The organism is Lentzea nigeriaca (genome assembly GCF_016907955.1).
Classification (GTDB): Bacteria; Actinomycetota; Actinomycetes; order Mycobacteriales; family Pseudonocardiaceae; genus Lentzea; species Lentzea nigeriaca.
This window is the reverse complement of sequence record NZ_JAFBCX010000017.1, coordinates 78,219-95,390: the sequence shown is the minus strand read 5'-3', so window position 1 is coordinate 95,390 and position 17,172 is coordinate 78,219. Positions and strand designations below refer to the sequence as shown.

17 protein-coding genes are annotated in these 17,172 nt (G+C 70.1%); 10 read left to right on the top strand and 7 right to left on the bottom strand.

All coding sequences use genetic code 11. The features are described 5' to 3' along the window. Window positions 1–162: 162 nt before the first annotated feature. Complete coding sequence (locus tag JOD27_RS37290; protein ID WP_239570720.1) at window positions 163–519, bottom strand: NUDIX hydrolase; 357 nt, start codon at window positions 517–519, stop codon at window positions 163–165. Between JOD27_RS37290 and JOD27_RS45520 the strand changes: the two genes are divergently transcribed. From JOD27_RS45520 to JOD27_RS37275, 3 genes are all read left to right on the top strand, one after another. Beyond that, window positions 446–913 (top strand): recombinase zinc ribbon domain-containing protein, encoded by a 468-nt coding sequence (locus JOD27_RS45520; protein ID WP_307830557.1) that lies wholly within the window; start codon window positions 446–448, stop codon window positions 911–913. The genes JOD27_RS37290 and JOD27_RS45520 overlap by 74 nt on opposite strands. 176 nt (window positions 914–1,089) lie before the next feature. Then, window positions 1,090–1,806: a helix-turn-helix domain-containing protein gene (locus tag JOD27_RS37280; protein WP_204767057.1), complete on the top strand. Its 717-nt coding sequence runs from the start codon at window positions 1,090–1,092 to the stop codon at window positions 1,804–1,806. Between the two features lie 53 nt (window positions 1,807–1,859). Continuing rightward, on the top strand, window positions 1,860–3,320 hold the full coding sequence (locus JOD27_RS37275; RefSeq protein WP_204767056.1) for an alpha/beta hydrolase: 1,461 nt from the start codon (window positions 1,860–1,862) through the stop codon (window positions 3,318–3,320). A 580-nt stretch (window positions 3,321–3,900) separates the two neighbouring features. Here JOD27_RS37275 and JOD27_RS37270 read toward each other — a convergent pair. From JOD27_RS37270 to JOD27_RS37255, 4 genes are all read right to left on the bottom strand, one after another. After that, window positions 3,901–4,869 carry a PDR/VanB family oxidoreductase gene (locus tag JOD27_RS37270; protein WP_204767055.1) on the bottom strand — a complete coding sequence of 323 codons (969 nt, stop codon included), beginning with the start codon at window positions 4,867–4,869 and terminating at the stop codon, window positions 3,901–3,903. A 19-nt stretch (window positions 4,870–4,888) separates the two neighbouring features. Continuing rightward, on the bottom strand, window positions 4,889–6,079 hold the full coding sequence (locus tag JOD27_RS37265; protein ID WP_204767054.1) for an acetyl-CoA C-acyltransferase: 1,191 nt from the start codon (window positions 6,077–6,079) through the stop codon (window positions 4,889–4,891). Window positions 6,080–6,133: 54 nt separating this feature from the next. Continuing rightward, window positions 6,134–6,739, bottom strand: a complete 606-nt coding sequence (locus tag JOD27_RS37260) for a histidine phosphatase family protein (protein ID WP_204767053.1) — start codon at window positions 6,737–6,739, stop codon at window positions 6,134–6,136. Between the two features lie 68 nt (window positions 6,740–6,807). After that, window positions 6,808–8,346 carry an AMP-binding protein gene (locus JOD27_RS37255; protein ID WP_204767052.1) on the bottom strand — a complete coding sequence of 513 codons (1,539 nt, stop codon included), beginning with the start codon at window positions 8,344–8,346 and terminating at the stop codon, window positions 6,808–6,810. A 198-nt stretch (window positions 8,347–8,544) separates the two neighbouring features. On the opposite strand from JOD27_RS37255, the gene JOD27_RS37250 reads away from it, so the two are divergent. The 7 genes from JOD27_RS37250 (at window position 8,545) to JOD27_RS46975 (ending at window position 14,709) form a co-directional block, all read left to right on the top strand. Then, entirely contained in the window at window positions 8,545–9,786 is a 1,242-nt protein-coding gene (locus tag JOD27_RS37250; protein ID WP_204767051.1) for an acyl-CoA dehydrogenase family protein, read from the top strand. A gap of 80 nt (window positions 9,787–9,866) precedes the next feature. After that, window positions 9,867–10,631, top strand: a complete 765-nt coding sequence (locus JOD27_RS37245; RefSeq protein ID WP_204767050.1) for an SDR family NAD(P)-dependent oxidoreductase — start codon at window positions 9,867–9,869, stop codon at window positions 10,629–10,631. Between the two features lie 3 nt (window positions 10,632–10,634). Beyond that, window positions 10,635–11,408, top strand: coding sequence for a ThuA domain-containing protein (locus JOD27_RS37240; protein WP_204767049.1), 774 nt, complete (start codon window positions 10,635–10,637; stop codon window positions 11,406–11,408). Between the two features lie 319 nt (window positions 11,409–11,727). Beyond that, a complete protein-coding gene (locus tag JOD27_RS37235) occupies window positions 11,728–13,134 on the top strand; it encodes an aromatic ring-hydroxylating oxygenase subunit alpha (protein WP_204767048.1) in 1,407 nt (468 codons plus the stop codon). Next, window positions 13,131–13,451, top strand: a complete 321-nt coding sequence (locus JOD27_RS37230; RefSeq protein WP_204767047.1) for a 2Fe-2S iron-sulfur cluster-binding protein — start codon at window positions 13,131–13,133, stop codon at window positions 13,449–13,451. The genes JOD27_RS37235 and JOD27_RS37230 overlap by 4 nt, the downstream gene beginning before the upstream one ends. A 6-nt stretch (window positions 13,452–13,457) precedes the next feature. Continuing rightward, window positions 13,458–13,673 (top strand): transposase, encoded by a 216-nt coding sequence (locus tag JOD27_RS37225; RefSeq protein WP_112273664.1) that lies wholly within the window; start codon window positions 13,458–13,460, stop codon window positions 13,671–13,673. A 4-nt stretch (window positions 13,674–13,677) separates the two neighbouring features. After that, entirely contained in the window at window positions 13,678–14,709 is a 1,032-nt protein-coding gene (locus tag JOD27_RS46975; protein ID WP_204767046.1) for an NADP-dependent oxidoreductase, read from the top strand. A gap of 113 nt (window positions 14,710–14,822) precedes the next feature. On the opposite strand, the gene JOD27_RS37215 is transcribed toward JOD27_RS46975, so the two are convergent. Then, window positions 14,823–15,137, bottom strand: a complete 315-nt coding sequence (locus JOD27_RS37215; RefSeq protein WP_204767045.1) for a putative quinol monooxygenase — start codon at window positions 15,135–15,137, stop codon at window positions 14,823–14,825. A gap of 278 nt (window positions 15,138–15,415) precedes the next feature. Continuing rightward, a complete protein-coding gene (locus tag JOD27_RS37210) occupies window positions 15,416–17,152 on the bottom strand; it encodes a PEP-utilizing enzyme (RefSeq protein WP_204767044.1) in 1,737 nt (578 codons plus the stop codon). Between the last annotated feature and the right edge of the window lie 20 nt (window positions 17,153–17,172).

Here is a 17,172-nt window from a genome sequence, read left to right as displayed (position 1 = left end):
GTCCGATACGTCGCCGTTTACGACGCAGTCTTCCCGCAACGTCCCTTCACGCGCGAACCCGAGCTTCTCCAGGACCTTCGTCAGCACTCGCGGTCTGGTCTGGTCGTTTTCACTCGGTCGAGGAGTGGGTGACGCGTCTGGCGATCTCGGCGTCGAGCGGGGTCATGTCCTCACCGACGGTGGCCACCACAGGAAGTCGAGCGCCTCGGCGTTGACCAGCAGGCTGGGCGCGGCCTGGAGCCGGACCCGGTAGACGGCGAGCAGTTCGTGCCGGTCCGGGTTGATGAGATCGAACTCGGCTACCGCGACGCCGTCCGGTTGCACTCCGTGGATGCCGGTCTCTTCGTGCAGCTCCCGGACCGCGGTCTGACGCGGCGTCTCGCCCGGCTCGCGTGCTCCTCCCGGGAGTTCCCACTGCTTCCGCCAACTGTCGAACATCAGGAGTATGCGGTCCGCGTGCTCGACCACTACCACGGCCGCCGGAATGCCCACCCGATCACCCAGGTGCTCCAACTCCATATCGGTGACGAGACGAAACTCCACCAACGCGTTGCCTGCGCGATCACGGATCGGAAGCGGAGCCATGAGAACCATGCAACCGCGACAACGAGCGAGCTGCACGCTGAAGGCGGCTGCACCGGGAGGACGTCGACTCGTCGTGTGCGGGCGTTGTGGCCGGCGAATGGACGGGCACTGGGTTCATGGGCGAGCGGGGTATCGATGCCGGCATGGCTTCACCAGCGCCAAGCGACGTTCCGAAGGCGAACCGCGGAACCTCTACGTCCGAGAAGACCACCTGCTCGAGGCACTGCCACATCTGTTTGTTTGTGCGGACCGCTGGACCCGTAGAAGAAGGTGTGGGCGAGGAGCCGGTCGATCAAGTCCGCGAGCAACGCCTGCAGATTCACTATGACGACGTGGCGCCGATGCATCCTCCGCGCAGTCCTTCGCCGACCGGATCTCGCAACTCGTGAGTTGGACGGATCCGCGAGTTGCCCACATGAACCACGAAGATCCGGTCTGCCTTGACCATGCCGTAGCGGCATGGTTTCAACTTGGTCGTGTCAGAGACCGAACGGAGGGAACGTCGTGGGGTGGAGCACCAGCCAGCTGGCCGAACTCGCCGGCACGACGTTGCGCACGATCAGGCACTACCACGACGTGGGCCTGCTCGCCGAGCCGGAACGCCGCGCCAACGGCTATAAGAGCTATGGCGTGACCCATCTCGTGCGGGTACTGAGGATCAGGCGTCTCACCGATCTCGGGCTGTCGCTCGCACAGATCGCGGAACTCGGTGACGGGGACGAACATCCCGGCGAGGCGTTGCGCGTGCTCGACGCCGAGCTGGCCGCGACGATCGAGCGGCTGCAACGGATCCGCGTCGAACTGGCGTTGATCCTGCGCCAGGGGGCGCCGACCGACCTGCCGCCCGACATCGCGGCGACGGTCGCGGAGGCGAACCTGTCCCCGCAAGACCGCGCGGCGACCGTCGTGATCGCTCAGTTGCTCTCACCGGAGGCGTTGGCCACCTACAACGAGGTGTTGAAGGGCCACTCGAAGGACATCGCGATCGCGGAGTTCGACAACCTGCCCGCGGACGCGGACGAGGAGACTCGCCAACGCCTGGCCGACCGCATGAGCGCGCTCCCGTACGTGCAGGAGATGCGTGCGGCGTTCCCGGATGCCGTCGGCATGTACGGCGATTCGCCGCGGGGCGAGAAGTTCGCGATGCAGACGATGGCCAAGGTCGTGGTCGAGCTCTACAACAAGGCCCAGATCGACGTCCTGATCCGCATGAACGGCTGACATTCATCGGTTTGGCACGCCGAAGGGGCGCGCCGTCGGGGAGGTATTTGCTAATGCGAAAAGCGTTGTCGCTGGCCGCGGTCGTGACCGCCGCCGCAGCGCTGGTGGCGGTAACGGGGGTGGCGTCCGCCGCACCACTCGTGAAGCAGGTGCAGTGGGTCACGTGTCCCGCTGACGTGGCGCTTCCCGGACTGGAGTGCGGAAAGCTCCGGGTGCCGCTCGACTACCGCAAGCCGGAAGGCCGCCAGACCGAGGTGATGATCACCCGGCTGGCGAGCAAGAGCCCGGAGAAGCGCAAAGGCATCCTGCTGACCAACCCCGGCGGGCCGAGTGAGGGCCTGACGTTCCCGGTCTTCCTGAAGACAATGGGAATGCCGCAGAGCGTGCTGGACGTGTACGACGTGATCGGCATGGACCCGCGCGGCATCGGCTACAGCTCGCCTGCCACGTGCGACCTGACCGATGCGCAGATGGCCGCGGGCAGTGTGCCGCCGTACGCCGTGACGCAGGCCGATGTGCCCAAGCGCGCTGAGGAGGTCAAGACGATGGCACAGCAGTGCCTCAAGTCGTCGACCGCCGACGAACTGCCGTACAACACAACGGCGAACATCGCCCGCGACCTGGACCGCGTCCGCGCCGCACTGGGTGAGAAGAAGGCCTCGTTCCTCGGCTACTCGTACGGCACGTACCTGGGCTCTGTCTACGCCACGCTGTTCCCGAGGACCAGCGACCGCGTCGTGATCGACAGCAACCTCCCCGAGGGTGGCTGGGACGTCGAGGGTGGCCGCATGCACGGCCGCGGCGTGGAGGACACGTTCCCGGACTTCGCGAAGTGGGCGGCGGCACACCCCGAGTACGGGCTGGGCACCACGCCGCACGAGGTGCGCGCCAAGTACTTCGACCTCGCGGGCAGGCTGGACGCGAAGCCGTCCGTCGAGGGGCTCACCGGTCAGCAGTTCCGGATGCTGGTGTTCGGCGGCCTCTACGCCACCGGTGACGCGGCGTTCTCGAAGATGGCCGCGCAGTGGAAGGCGCTCGACAACGACCAGCCGCTGCCACCCCAGGAGGTACCGGAGGTCCCGCGCATGGAAAGCCTGATCTCCGGCCGCCTGCACGTGATCTGCGGCGACTCCCAGTGGCCTTCGTCTGTCAGCATTTACGAGCGCAACGTCGCCGTGGACCGCGTCCGGTATCCGATGTTCGGTGCCGCAGGGGCGAATATCTACCCATGCGCGTTCTGGCCCAAGCCGGTGGAGAAGCAGGTGCTGCCGTCCGATCGCGGACCGCGCAACGTCCTCATGGTGCAGAACGAGCGCGACCCCGCCACGCCGCTCGTCGGCGCCCACTCGACGCGCCGCGCGTTCGGCGACCGGGCCGCGATGATCACCGTCGACCAAGGCGGGCACGGCGCCTACCTGCTCGGCAAGAACAAGTGCGCCAACGACAAGGTGACCGAGTACCTGCTCGGCGGACAACGTCCGAGTGACGTCAAGTGCGCGGCTGAAACTCGCTGATGCCCGACGGGCCGGCTCGCTCGACCGCGAGCCGGTGATTGTCGTGCGTGCTCTCACGAGACGGTCGGACCCACGTCGCCGCCGATTCCATTGTGGAACGGAGCGGCATGAAGACGTACCGGGCCTCGCCGGGCGATTCGCAGGACGGGGACGGGACCGATCGCATGTTCAGGTTCGAGAAGGTGATGAGCCCGCAGCATTGTCGATGAGGCGACCGCGGCCGCTTACAGTCCGAGGTGTGCAAGAACTTCACGACGTGGTCCTGACGTGCGCGCAGCTGGTCGGCCTGCGGGTCACCTTCGTACAGCAGGGACACGATCACCCGGCCATGCTCTCAAGACGGTGACGCCCTCGCTCCAGCAGCGGTGACGACTTTCGAGCGGCACAGGGTCGGGTCGACCGCGATCCGCATCTTGTCCTGCTGGGTCGACGTGGAAGCGGCGCACCAACTCGTCGGTTGGTGACGACGGCGGCACGGGTCACGCCGGTGCTCGGCATCACCGGCACCGGCCGTTCAGGAAGTGCTGGAGGCGACGGCGATGTGAGCAGCGGCAGAGGGAGGGTGAGGGAGCCCCACTGCTCACAGGTCGAGAACCAGACGAGGCCCGCACGAACGTGACACGCAGATGAGCATGGTGTCGCCGGTGGCGCGCTCGTCCTCGGACAGCAGGGAGTCGCGGTGGTCGGGCCTGCCGTCGAGCACGTCGGTCTCGCAGGTACCGCATGTGCCCTCCCGGCAGGAGAAGGCCACCGCGACACCGGCCTCCTCCACGGCTTCGAGCACCGAGCGGTCCGGCGGCACGGTGAGGGTGAGCCCGGAACGGGCGAGCTCCACCTCGAAGGCCTGGGCCGGACCGGCCCCGGCCGCCTCGGCCGGGGCGAACCGCTCGACGCCCAGCGTGCCCGGCGGCCAGTCCGCGGACTTCTCCTGTACGGCCCGCAGCAGGGGTTCGGGACCGCAGGCGTGCACCAGCGTGTCCGGCTCCGGTGGACCGAGGAAGGCGGCGAGGTCCAGCAGGCCGTACTCGTCCTGAGGGCGAATCAGCACACGGTCCCCGTACGGGGCGAGACGCTCCAGGAACGCCATGCTGGTGCGGGTGCGGCCGCCGTACAGCAGACGCCAGTCGGTCCCCGCGGCCTCGGCGGCCTCGACCATGGGCAGGATCGGGGTGATACCGACGCCGCCTGCGACGAACAGATGGCGTGGGGCGGGCCGCAGCGGGAAGTTGTTCCGTGGGCCGCGGACCCGGACGGTACTGCCTTCGCGCACGTGGTCGTGGACGTACGCGGAGCCGCCGCGGCCCTGCGGCTCGCGCAGCACGGCGATCTGCCAGGCCTCGCGTTCCTCCGGGCGCCCGCACAGGGAGTACTGACGGATCAGGTCGCCGTCGTCGCTGTCCAGGACTACGTCGATGTGGGCACCCGGCGTCCAGGCTGGGAGTGCCTCGCCGTCCGAGCGGCGCAGGGTGAGGGAGACGACTCCGTCGGCTGCGGAGGCGCGGGTCGCCACGGTGAGGATCGTCTCGGCCAGGGGTGGTTGGTCGTTCATCGCGCATCAGCTCCGGGATTCAGGCCTGCGCCGGCACGTGCAGCAGCAGCGCGTCGCCCTGGCCGCCGCCCCCGCACAGGGCCGCCGCCCCGGTACCGCCGCCGCGCCGCCGCAGCTCCGCCGCGAGGGTCAGCACCAGGCGGGCACCCGTCATGCCGACGGGGTGGCCGAGGGCGATGGCGCCGCCGTTGACGTTCACCTTCTCCAAGGGAATGTCCAGCTCTCGTACGGAGGCGAGGGCCACTCCGGCGAACGCCTCGTTGATCTCGAACAGGTCCAGGTCGGCGGCCTTGAACCGGCCGTCCCGGGACAGGGCGTCGCGGACCGCGCCCGCCGGCTGAACCAGCAGGGAGGGGTCGGGGCCCGCGACTGTGCCGTAGGCGCCGATCTCGGCGAGCGGGGCCAGGCCCTCCCGCCGGGCGCGTTCGGCGCTCATCACGACGACGGCCGCGGCGCCGTCGGAGAGCTGCGAGGAGTTGCCCGCGGTGATGGTGCCCCCGCCGGAGAAGGCGGGTCTCAGGCGCCCCAGGCCGTCGGCGGTGCTTCCCGGCCGCACGCCCTCGTCGGTGTCCACCACCGTCTCGCCGCGCCGTCCCGTCACCGTGAAGGGGACGATCTCGTCGGTCAGCGCGCCGGACTCCTGGGCGCGGGCGGCCCGTCGGTGGGAGAGCGCGCTGTACTCGTCCTGCTCCTCGCGGGTCAGGGCGAACGGCTGCTGGTACCGCTCGGTGGCCACGCCCATGGAGACGCCGTCGAAGGCGCAGACGAGGGCGTCACGGTCGAGAGCGTCCTCGACGGCGGCCGCACCGTACTTCCAGCCGGTGCGCGCTCCGCGCAACAGGTGCGGAGCGCCCGACATGGACTCCATGCCGCCTGCGACGACCACCTCGTGACGGCCCGACGCGATCATGAGGTCGGCCAGGGCGATGGCGTGCAGACCCGACAGACAAAGCTTGTTGACGGTGCTCGCGGGGACGGAGAACGGAACTCCGGCACGGATCGCGGCCTGCCGTGCCGGATTGGGGCCGGCCCCGGCCTGGACGACATGGCCCATGACGACCGCCTCCACCGCGGCCGGGTCCAGGTGCACGGCGTTCAGTGCCGCGCTGATGGCATGGGCGCCGAGGTCGACGGCGGACGCGGTGCTCAGGGTGCCCATCAGTCTGCCGATGGGCGTTCTGACTCCGGCGACGATGACGGATCCGGGCATGGCCGGGACCTCCTGGGGGAGTGGGTCGGGTCGGGCCGGGGGACAGAGGCGGGGTCAGGCGACCGCGTCGACGGCACGCTCGGCGATCATGTGGGCCGTCTCGTTCACCGAGTGCAGAACGATCCGGCCGCCCGGCAGCCGCCGGACCCGGCAGACCGAGGTGTAGCCGGGGTGGAACCAGAACATCGTGGGTAGGCCGAGCACGGTCGCCAGATAGGTGTTCGTGATGCCGCCGTGGCACACGGCCGCGACCCGCCCGCCGGAGTGGGTGTCGAGGATGGTGTTCATGGCCCGTACGGCACGCGCGCGGAAGGCGTCACGGTCCAGATCGGGCACGAAGTCCTCGTACCGTCCCTCGGCGAGCGCCGCCGCCTGGGGATGGTCCGCGCCGATCTGCTCGGGTGGCGTGTAGGGGTGTGAGACGTCCGTGTCCCACTCGCGCAGGTCGTCCAGCACGGTTGCGGTCATGCCGGTGAGCCGTTCCAGGGGAGCCACCGTCTCGCGGGCACGGCGGAACGGGCTGGTGTACAGGGCGTCGACATCCTCGTGCACCAGCCAGGCGGCGAGGCGCTCGGCCTGCGCGGTGCCCTCCGGCGACAGCCCCGGGTCGTACACGCCTGCCAGCGGGAGGCCGTGCCGGATGAGCAGGAGTTCGGTCATGACTGATCCCTAAGGTCGATGTTGTTCGGGGCGAGGGGTCGGCGGTTGTCGGCGGTTCTCGGCCCGGCTCAGCCCGCGATGGTCCGCTCGGAGCGCCAGTAGGGCCGGCGCATCGCGCGTTTGTCGACCTTGCCCATCGCGTTGCGCAGGAGCTCAGGAACGAACTCGTAGGTCTTCGGGCACTTGTAGGCGGCCAGCCGATCGCGGCAGAACCGGTCCAGTTCCTCGGCCCGCGTCCCGTCCACGGCTGCCACGACCAGCGCCCGAAGCGACTCGCCGAAGTCCGGGTCGGGCACGCCGATGGCCGCGACCTCGGCGACCGCCGGGTGCTGCCGCAGCACCGCCTCGCTCTCCGCCGGGTACAGGTTGACACCACCGGAGACCACGACGTCCGCGGCTCGGTCGGTGATGAAGATGTAGCCGTTCGCGTCGACGTAGCCGATGTCGCCGAGGGTGAAGACGCCGGGGGAGAGATAGGCGGCCTTCGTCTTGTCCGGGTCGGCGTGGTAGCGAACGCCCCGGTCCTCGGGCGCGCGGAAGGCGAGCAGTCCCCGTTCGCCGGGCGGCAGCGGCCGGCCGTCGTCATCGGTCACCAGGACCTCGAACGGGGGTTGGGCGCGTCCCACCGAGCCGGGGTGTTCGAGCCACTCGGTGCTGCTGATGCGGGCCACGGTGCCCGCCTCGCTCGCGCCGTACGACTCGGTCAGCACCGGGCCGAACCACTCGATCATGGCCCGCTTCACGTCCGGCGGGCACGCGGATCCCGTGTGGGACACCTGGGTGAGGCTGGAGACGTCGTACCGCGCACGTACCTCTTCCGGCAGGGCGAGCAGCCGTTGGAAGTGGGTGGGCACCATGACGGTGGAGGTGACCCGCCACTTCGCGACGCGGCTCAGGAATGTCGCCGGGTCGTATCTGCCGAGGACGACCACCGGCTGACCGGCCACAAGGTGCCGCAGCGACGTCAGCGGCGCGTTGTGCTGCAGCGGGCCGCACACCACGTGCGGTCCCGGCGGGAATCCGGGCCGGGCGGCCATCGCGGCCAGATACGCGGCGCTGTCGGCGACCGGGCCGGTCACCCAGCGCACCTCGGTGCCGCGTGCCCGGCCCGTGGTTCCCGAGGTGTAGACGAGGGGTGGCCGGGCGGGCCGGTCCGCGGGAACCGAGCGGCCGGCGGGCGTGGCCGCCAGCCACAGGTCCCAGTCGAAGGCGTGCCCGATCGCGGGAGTGCCGTGCATCACCAGCGGGAGGCCCAGTTCCCTGGCCGCGTCCAGGGCGGCACCCGCCCCGGCGGGGCCGGCGATGATCCCGGTCGCCCCCGCGTCGATGATCTGGTCCACGAGCTCGCCCGGCGTCAGATGCCGGGACGCGGCCACGGTCCCCACACCGGCGCGCAGTCCGGCCAGATGGGCCACCACCGTCGGTATGGCGTTGTCGCCCAGCACGACGACCCGGTCGTGAGGGCCGGGGGCGATCTCCAGCAGCCGTGCCGCCGCCCGACTCACCTGGTCGGCGAGCCCGGACCAGGACAGCACTCCCCAGTCGTCCACCAGGGCGGGTTCGGCTGGGGTCTCCTGGGCGCGACGGTCGAGTGGCAGCAGCGACATGGCTCCTCCGGCGGCTCTCGGTCCTCTCCCGCGTTCACAGGGAGAGTCGATGCGCAGACTGTAGCGTTTATCAAGAAAGTGCGGAACACTCCCCACCAAGCAGAGCGCATCCACACATGTTCAAGCGGATGGCTCGGATTCCTTCTGATCACTGTTACTGCAACTGTCGTCTGGTAAGTGTCGTCCCAAGGAGGAGCCATGTCCCAGCCCGATCCGGACGCATGGCGCACACAGGTCCGACAGTGGCTGGCCACCGTGCTCGAACCCGTGCGAGCGCAGGAGACGACCGGCGAGGCCGCCGGCCTCGCCGTGTTCCACAACCTCCCCGGAGCCGAGGAGCGCCTGCTGCTGGAGCGCTGCCGCGCCTACCAGCGAGCCCGCTTCGACGCCGGGTACCAGGCCCTCACCCTGCCCCGGGACAAGGGCGGCGCCGGCCTCACCGCCGCCCACGCGGCGGCTTTCGCCCAGGAGGAGTCGGCCTTCGAGGTGCCGCCGTCCACCGAGCTGATCAGTGTCACCGTGCGCCTGGTCGCGATGGCCGTCTCCCTGTTCGGGACGGCCGAGCAGCGCCACGAGTACGCACGCGCGTTCCTCCGCACCGACCTGCTGGCCTGCCAGCTCTTCAGCGAACCCGGCGCCGGCTCCGACCTCGCGGCTCTGCGCACCCGCGCCCGGCAGGAGGATGGGGGAGACTGGGTCGTCGACGGACAGAAGGTGTGGACCTCGGGAGCGCAGTTCGCCGACTTCGGCCTACTGCTCGCCCGCACCGATCCGGATGTCGTCAAACAGGCGGGCATCACCGCCTTCCTGGTCCCGCTGGACGCCTCCGGCGTGGAGGTGCGCCCCATCCGCCAGATGAGCGGCGGTGCCTCCTTCAACGAGGTCTTCCTCACCGGTGTACGCGTCCCGGACCGGCTCCGGATCGGGCGCCTGGGTCAGGGCTGGGAGGTCGCCACCACCACCCTCGGCTTCGAACGGACCGCCTCCGGCAGCGGCAACCGGCGCAAGGGCGGCACGTTCACGGACGTTCTCGCCCTCGCCCGCTCTCTCGGCCGCACCGACGACCCGCTGATCCGTCAGCGCCTTGCCGACCTGTACGTCCGCACCGCGCTGCGCGCCGCCACCGTGGACCGCGTCGCCAGAACCAGCGCCTCCGGCGGTCGGCCCGGCCCCGAGGCGTCGCTGACCAAGCTCATGGCCTCCGATCTGCTCACCCGCACCGGGCAGGTCGCCGCCGAACTCATGGGCGCCCGGATCTGCGCCGACACGGGAGAGCCGGGAACGTTCGCCTGGACGCAGCATCTGCTCGGCGCTCCCGGTTACCGGCTGGCCGGAGGCACCGACCAGATCCAGCGCAATCTGATCGGTGAGCGAGTGCTGAAGCTGCCGCCGGAGCCGCGCGTGGACCGGGTGCCGTTCTCGCAGATCTCCGGCAACTGAGGGACGACGACCCGAGGGGCCTCGCGGCTCGTTCCCGCAATCACCGGGGCTTGTTCCGCAATCACAAAGGAGTGACATCGATGGATCTGGGACTGACCGGCGCGAAGGCACTGGTGACCGGCGCGAGCCGGGGCATCGGCCGGGCGATCGCCGCAACCCTGGCGGCCGAGGGCTGCGCGCTGGCACTGTGCGCCAGGGGCGAGGAGGCGCTCGCCAAGGCCGCGGCCGAACTGCGCGGCGAGGGTGCGACGGTGTTCGCCGAGCCGGTCGACGTCACCGACCCGGCCGCGCTCGCGGGCTTCGTGGAGCGGGCGGCCGGTGAACTCGACGGCCTGGACCTGCTGGTGTCCAACGTGTCGGCGGGCAACGTCAAGGGCCCCGAGTCGTGGGAGGCCAGCCTGCGCGGCGACCTGATCCCGTTCGCGGGACTCGTCGAGGCGGCCATGCCCCACCTGGAGGTCTCCGACCGGGCCGCCGTGGTCGCCATCGGCACCACCAACGCCTCCGACACCGCCCGGCCCGCCGGCGCCAACTCCTACTCCGCCCTGAAGGCCGCCGTGGTCCAGCACGCTTCGGCCCTCGCGCACGCCCTCGCGCCGAAGGGCATCCGCGTCAACACCGTCTCGCCCGGCCCGATCGACTTCCCCGGCGGCGCCTGGGAGACCATCCGCACCAGCCGTCCTGAGGTGTACGAGGAGGTCCTCGCCAAGCTGCCGATCGGCCGCTACGGCACCGCGGAGGACGTGGCGGCCGCCGTGGCGTTCCTGCTCGGCCGGACCGGCTCCTTCTGCGTCGGGGTCAACCTGGTGGTGGACGGCGGGCTGCTGACCCGCGTCCAGTACTGAGCCGTGGCGGGCCCGGCCGGCCGCCTGGACGCCGTACTGGTCTGCGGCGGCAGGTGGCACGACTTCGACTACGCGCGGCTCCGGCTGCTCGAACTGCTCGGAGAGCATCCGAGGGTACGCACGACGGTCTTCCAGGACTACGACTGTGTCGCCGCGCTGGAGGGGGCCGACCTGATGGTCACCTACACCTGCGATGTCCGGCCCAGCCCGGCAGAGCGGGCCGCGCTGGCACGGTTCGTCGAGCGGGGCGGTCGCTGGCTGGCCCTGCACGGCACCAACTCGGTGATCGAGCCGCCGGCTTCCGGAGGACCGCGTGTGTTCACAACTCCGCGGCTCCTCGGCGAAGTAGCGGTCGTGCTCGGCAGCCAGTTCCTGGCCCACCCGCCGATCGAACCATACGAGGTGCGGGTGACCCGGCCCGGCCATCCGCTGGTCGCCGGGATCGAACCGTTCACGGTCACCGACGAGCTGTACGTGTGCGAGCTGCACGGGGAGTTGGAGGTGCTGCTGCACGCCGAGTACACGGGGCCGTGCCGCGGGTTCGACGAGAGCGGCACGGCGGCTACCGACAACGCACCCCGGCCGGTGCTGTATCTCAACCGGTACGGGCTCGGCGAGGTCTGCTACTTCACCCTCGGCCATTGCCGCGGCCGCTACGACATGCAGGACCTCGGTGTGGCCGACACCAGGCGCGTGGACCGGGGGCCGTGGGAGACACCGGAGTTCCTGACGGTGCTGCGGCGCTGTGTGGCACGGACGGTGCTGCCGCACGGCTGAGCGGGGGCGTGTGGGCAGGGCGATGTTTTCGCCCCCGTCGCCCTTACCCGTCCCCACCCTGGGTGTCAGGACAAGTCCCTGCCGCGCCGGCTCGACGACCTCCACCAAGAAACTTATGAGGTAATACAGCCTCAAGCGCGTTGAAGTGTGGCACGGCCCAGCGGGCTCGGGGCGGACGCTGCCCCAAGTAATTCCACGGGAGGCGACGTACTTCCTGGAGACCTCGCGCGATGTGAACGTTCAGACACCGACGTGAGTGTTGCTCCCGGCTGGAGATAGTAACTACACTCAATCTAAAGTTTCTGCCGGAGGAGAGATGATGGACGAATCATCGGGGCTGGGATCGGCTCGGTGCCCCGGACCCAGCGTCCAGGACTACCTCGACCGGGACAGCCGGCCAGTTCCACCGGCGCTGAGGTTCGACCACAACGACCACCTCGGCAGCGAGGACATCGACGCCGCGCGCTTCACCTCCCGTGAATGGGCCGAGCGTGAGATGGAGCAGGTGTGGCGCCGCGTCTGGCAGTTCGCCTGCCTGGAGAGCGAGATACCCGAGGTCGGTGACCACGAGATCTACGAGATCGGCAACGACTCGCTGATCATCGCGCGGACGGCCCCTGACGAGATCCGCGCCTTCGTCAACGCGTGCCTGCACCGCGGCCGCAAACTGCGCACGAGCGGCGGCAACGTCGGCGAGTTCCGCTGCGCGTTCCACGGGTTCACCTGGAACCTCGACGGCTCCTTCCAGAGCCCGCCGTGCGCCTGGGATTTCCCCCATGTCAGCCAGGAGAAGTTCACGCTGCCCGAGGCCAAGGTGGCCACCTGGCGCGGCTTCGTCTTCGTCAACATGGACCCGTACGCGGAGTCCTTCGACAGCTACCGCGGCACCTTCGACGAGTACTACATCTGGCCGCTGGAGGAGCGCTACAAGTCGCTCCACATCGGCAAGGTGCTGCCCTGCAACTGGAAGATCGCGCAGGACGCGTTCATCGAGTCGTTCCACGTGATCGCCACGCACCCGCAGATGCTGCCGTGGCTCGCCGACGCCAACTCGCAGTACGACGTCATGGCCGACCAGCCCAACTGGAACCGGATGATCAACATCCAGGGCGCTCCCAGCCCCCACGTGGCGGACTCCGTCACGGAGGAGGACGTTCTGGAGACGTTCTACGACTCGCGCTCGTTCTACTCGGCGGCCCAGGGCCGTGACCTGGTGATGAAGGAGGGGGACGACCTCCCCGCCATCCCGCCCGGCGGCACCGCCCGTCAGGTCCTCGCCCAGCGGATGCGGGAGCAGCTGGCGGCCACCTCGCACCAGGACTTCTCGCAGACCGCCGACACCGAGCTGCTCGACGCCATCAACTACCTGCTCTTCCCCAACTTCAACCCCTGGGGCGGCGCCAAGTCCAACATCATCTACCGGTTCCGGCCCAACGGTCTCGACCCGGACTCCTGCACCGCCGAGATCATCTTCATGTCCGCCCCGAAGCAGCCCGGCGAGATGCCGCCGCCGGTCAAGATCCGCTGGGTGCCCGAGGACGTGCTCTTCGCGGACATCCCGGAACTGGGTGTGCTCGGGCCCGTCTTCGACCAGGACTGCGAGAACCTGCCCTACGTCCAGGAGGGCCTGAAGACGATGCGGAAGCCGGGCATCACCCTGGCCAACTACCAGGAGAGCCGCATCCGTCACTTCAACCAGACTCTCGACCAGTGGATGAAGCGGTGACCGTGACCCACCGGGTGGCGGTCCGGCCCTCAGGCGCCGAGATCGACGTCCTCGACGGCGAGGACCTGTTCACCGCCGCCCAGCGGCTCGGCTACCGCTGGCCCACCGTCTGCGGCGGCAAGGGAACCTGTCGTACCTGCTTCGTTCGGGTGGAGGACGGTGCCGAGAACTGTTCGCCGGTGGGCCCGCTGGAACGCGAGGGCATCGAGGCTCTGCGCATGCCGGCGGACGGCGTGACCCGGCTCGCCTGCCGGCTCCGGGTCGAGGGCCCGGTGACCGTGACCAAGCGCGGCGTGCGCCGCCGAGTGCAGGAGTGAGGATCCATGCCCAAGCAAGTGATCCACCCGCTGACCGGGCATGTCTACCGGCTCACCGAGGACGGCCTGGTCGAGGTGACCGATCCCGGGACCGGAGCGCAGGGCATCTTCGACTTCCAGGCCCGCTGGCAGTCGGGCGAACTGCGCCACGCGGACCTCCAGATGGCCGGCTGGGTGGGCCGGCTCGCCCAGCGGCGCGTCGCCCGGCAGCCGGAGGAGTGAGCCGGTGACACCCCGCACCACACGGGTGGTCTGTCTCGTACGCCGACCCGGGAAAGAACCGCTCCCCGGTGACTTCGCCGTCGAGGAACGTCCCCTGCCGCCCCTCGGTGAGGGGCAGGTCCTCGTCCGCAATCTCTACATGAGCGTGGACCCGTCCACGCGCGGGCGGCTGGAGACCACCGAGAAGCACTACACCCACAACTTCGCCCCCGGATCACCGCTCGACGGGCGCGCCCTCGGTGTCGTGGAGGAGAGCCGCTGTCCCTCCGTACCGCCGGGTGCCTTCGTACGTCACCAGCTGGGCTGGCGGGAGCGAGCCGTCCTGGCCGGGGCGGACACCGACGGGGCGGATCTCATCGACCCGCGACTCGCCCCGCTGCCCACATGGTTGGGGCTGCTCGGCCAGACGGGATTCACCGCGTACGTGGGCCTGACCCGGATCGCGGCGCTTCGCCCCGGCGACACCGTCTTCGTGTCGGCGGCTGCCGGGGCAGTCGGCACCGCCGCCGGCCAGTTCGCGCGCATGCTGGGCGCGGAACGAGTGATCGGCACCGCCGGCGGCCCCGACAAGTGCGCCCTGCTGGTCGAGGAGTTCGGCTACGACGCGGCCGCGGACCACCGTGCCGAGCCGGTGCGCGAGGCGCTGGCCCGGCTGGCACCCGATGGAATCGACGTGTACTTCGACAACGTGGGCGGTGAGCAGCTCGCCGCGGCCCTGCACGCGTTGCGGACCGGTGGCCGAATCGCCCTGTGCGGCATGATGTCGCAGTTCGGCGGCGGCCGGCGGACCGTGGACATCAACCACTTGATCCAAGCGGTCCTCAAGCGGCTGACGTTGTGCGGTTTCATCGTCCGCGACCACGACGACCTGCGGCCGGAGTTCGAGCAGCGGGTCGCGGGCTGGCTGCGCTCGGGCCGGATCGTCGCCCGCGAAACAGTGGTGGACGGCCTCGAGCACGCGGCTGAGGCACTGCTCTCCCTCCTCGGCGGTGGCAACATCGGCAAAATGTTGGTGAGGCTCACGCCGGACGCGTAGGACGGCACGCCGGCCTGAGCGGCTTGCTCGGCATGCCGGACACTGCCTTGAAGGGCGTGGGAGGTACCCCCCCAGGTCCCCGGCCTACTCGACCCCAGGGAAGAGACACGGTCTCAGCGCATGGCTCGTGTTTCGGCGACGCTGTGCATGTTCAGGGAGACTCCCACCCTGGTCAGCCCGGCCACCGCCGTGCGGAAATCCTTGATGTGCGGGGTGGTGAAGTGTTCGTCGAGGGCCTGCTGGGAGACCCAGCGTTCGAACACCCGAATGCGCCCCGCCTGTGTGGGGTCCGCCGTGATGGCGTAGTCCAGACAGCCCGGCTCCGTCGCCAGGGTGCGCTCCTGGACCTCGACGAGATGACCCAGCATGGTGTCGCGCTCTTCGGGCGCGTACTCCATCCATCCGGCGACGATGATTTCCTCGGACACAGTCGTCCCTTCCTCGTGTTACCACCTTGCGCCATCGGCAGGCCACCACGGCAGGGTTGCCGTCCGACCAGCTGCGCGTCAGGGTGCGGTGGTGAAGCGCCAGCCGTCGGCGTACGGCGCAATGCGTCGTCGTAGCGCCCGGCGACCACGTGGAGCTCGCCGCCCGGCGTGTTCCGGCGGATGTGCTGGGCGAGGAGGCTGGCCCTTGCTGCTGACGGCCAGGCTCACCCTCGGGTCGCTGCGCACGGCAGCGACCCGAGGGTGGCGTTCGGTCGGTTTCAGAGATGGGCGGCCACCGGGACGCGGTCGACGGTGACCGTGCCCTGCTCACCGTCGACCGTGATCACCATGCCGTCCCGCAGCCGCTGCGTACCGCCCTCGACGGAGATGACGGCGGGGATGCCCAGCTCGCGGCAGACCACGACGGCGTGGCTGTTGAGCGCGCCGACATCCACGACGGCCGCTCCGGCGACGAGGAACAGCGGGGTCCAGGCGGCGTCGGTGATCGGTGCCACCAGCACCTCGCCCGGCTCCAGCGCCTCGCACGAGGCCGGGTCGGCGACGACCCGGACCCTGCCGGTGTACGTGCCGTGGCTACCGCCGACGCCCTTGAGGACGTCGCCCTCGACAGCGGCCTCGGTGTGCTCCTCGCTCCGCTTCGGCCAGCTGTCGATCTCGGTCCGGGAGTCGTCCGCGATGAAGAACGGCGGTTCCAGTTCGCGCAGTTCGCCGTACTCCTGAAGCCGCTGGGCGATGACTGGGCCGAAGCGGTCCGGATCGGCGACATAGTCGTCGAGCTCGGTGTCCAGCAGCATCATCACGTCTTCGGGTTGGGCGAAGCGTCCTGCCTCGGTGCCGCGGCGGCCGAGTTCGCGGATCGCCATCCGGATTTCGTTGATGACGGTGACGCAGTTCGCCTTGGTCCGCTCCCGCGCCGGGATCCACACGTTGGACGCGTGCATTCCGGCGTCGAACATCGGCTGCACGTCCTCCGGGAGGGCCCCACGGACCTCCGCCGCCGTCGCCTGACGGTGTGCCGTGAGCCGCTGGTGCCGCGCGGCCGGGGAATCGCCGTCGGAGCTGTGCCGGATCCGGTCGACCAGGGACAGTGCCTGGATCGGGGCGGCCTCCCAGGACAGCGCGTGGATGTCCCACTCGTTGGGGCCGCGGTCGCCGGACTCGGCGAGGAACTCGGCGAAGGAGTCCCGGAACGCCTTCACGTCCCCGGTCCCTCCCTCGAGCGACTGCTCCACCGCCAGCGGGCCCTGGTCGAACAGTGCCGTCAGTTCGGCGGAGGCCGCCACCTGCCGGGACAGCGTCCACAGGCCCGCCGAGGGGCCGGCCGAGTCGACGTCACCCAGCCCTCCGATGAGGTCGAGCATCGCGCCGGGACGATCGACGCTCGCGCACAGCGGGCCGAGAATCGCCGGTCCGACCGACGCGGGCAGCGACGACTCGACGTGCCGTTGGAAGGTCGTCTCGACGTCGTCGAGCAGGCCGCGCGCACGCGCCACCAGTTCGGCGTCGGACAACCGCGAGAGGTCGGGCCGCTCGCGGCGGATCCGGCGCAGCCGCTCGTGGTCGGCGTCGCCCTCCGGGTAGCCGCTCCGGCCGAGCATCTGCTGGAGGATCCCTCCGGCCTTGGCCGTCAGCTCCGCGTCCTGGTCGTCGGGGTGCGCCACGTACACCGGGGTGTCGGAGCGCTGGCCGACGAAGGCCGCGTCGATCTGGTCGGCGGTCTGCCCCATGCGGATGCCGAACAGCCGCAGGTGCGAGAGGTTGAGGTAGAAGTAGCCGCCGAAGATTCCGACGAACGGGGGCCGGGTGCCGGCGACCTCCTCCTCGCGGTAGATGCCGAAGTCGACGAAGCCGCGGCGCCAGCCCTGCAGGCCGCGCCCCCAGACCAGGCTCCAGCCCAGCGGGCTGGCCGGCTCGGGCAGGGTCTCGCCCGCGTTGGCCCTGGTGTAGTGGGGCAGTCGCTCGTTGCGCTGCCAGTCGATGATCCAGTGCTTCATGGTGGTGGGGCTCCCGCCGT

Bases quoted from the DNA above. Each gene is read 5' to 3' on its own strand.
- JOD27_RS37255 (WP_204767052.1), bottom strand. From the start codon at position 8,346: ATGTCGCTGCTGCCACTCGACCGTCGCGCCCAGGAGACCCCAGCCGAA.
- JOD27_RS37270 (WP_204767055.1), bottom strand. From the start codon at position 4,869: ATGAACGACCAACCACCCCTGGCCGAGACGATCCTCACCGTGGCGACC.
- JOD27_RS37210 (WP_204767044.1), bottom strand. From the start codon at position 17,152: ATGAAGCACTGGATCATCGACTGGCAGCGCAACGAGCGACTGCCCCAC.
- JOD27_RS45520 (WP_307830557.1), top strand. From the start codon at position 446: ATGCGGTCCGCGTGCTCGACCACTACCACGGCCGCCGGAATGCCCACC.
- JOD27_RS37235 (WP_204767048.1), top strand. From the start codon at position 11,728: ATGGACGAATCATCGGGGCTGGGATCGGCTCGGTGCCCCGGACCCAGC.
- JOD27_RS37250 (WP_204767051.1), top strand. From the start codon at position 8,545: ATGTCCCAGCCCGATCCGGACGCATGGCGCACACAGGTCCGACAGTGG.
- JOD27_RS37225 (WP_112273664.1), top strand. From the start codon at position 13,458: ATGCCCAAGCAAGTGATCCACCCGCTGACCGGGCATGTCTACCGGCTC.
- JOD27_RS37290 (WP_239570720.1), bottom strand. From the start codon at position 519: ATGGAGTTGGAGCACCTGGGTGATCGGGTGGGCATTCCGGCGGCCGTG.
- JOD27_RS37260 (WP_204767053.1), bottom strand. From the start codon at position 6,739: ATGACCGAACTCCTGCTCATCCGGCACGGCCTCCCGCTGGCAGGCGTG.
- JOD27_RS37265 (WP_204767054.1), bottom strand. From the start codon at position 6,079: ATGCCCGGATCCGTCATCGTCGCCGGAGTCAGAACGCCCATCGGCAGA.
- JOD27_RS37245 (WP_204767050.1), top strand. From the start codon at position 9,867: ATGGATCTGGGACTGACCGGCGCGAAGGCACTGGTGACCGGCGCGAGC.
- JOD27_RS37275 (WP_204767056.1), top strand. From the start codon at position 1,860: ATGCGAAAAGCGTTGTCGCTGGCCGCGGTCGTGACCGCCGCCGCAGCG.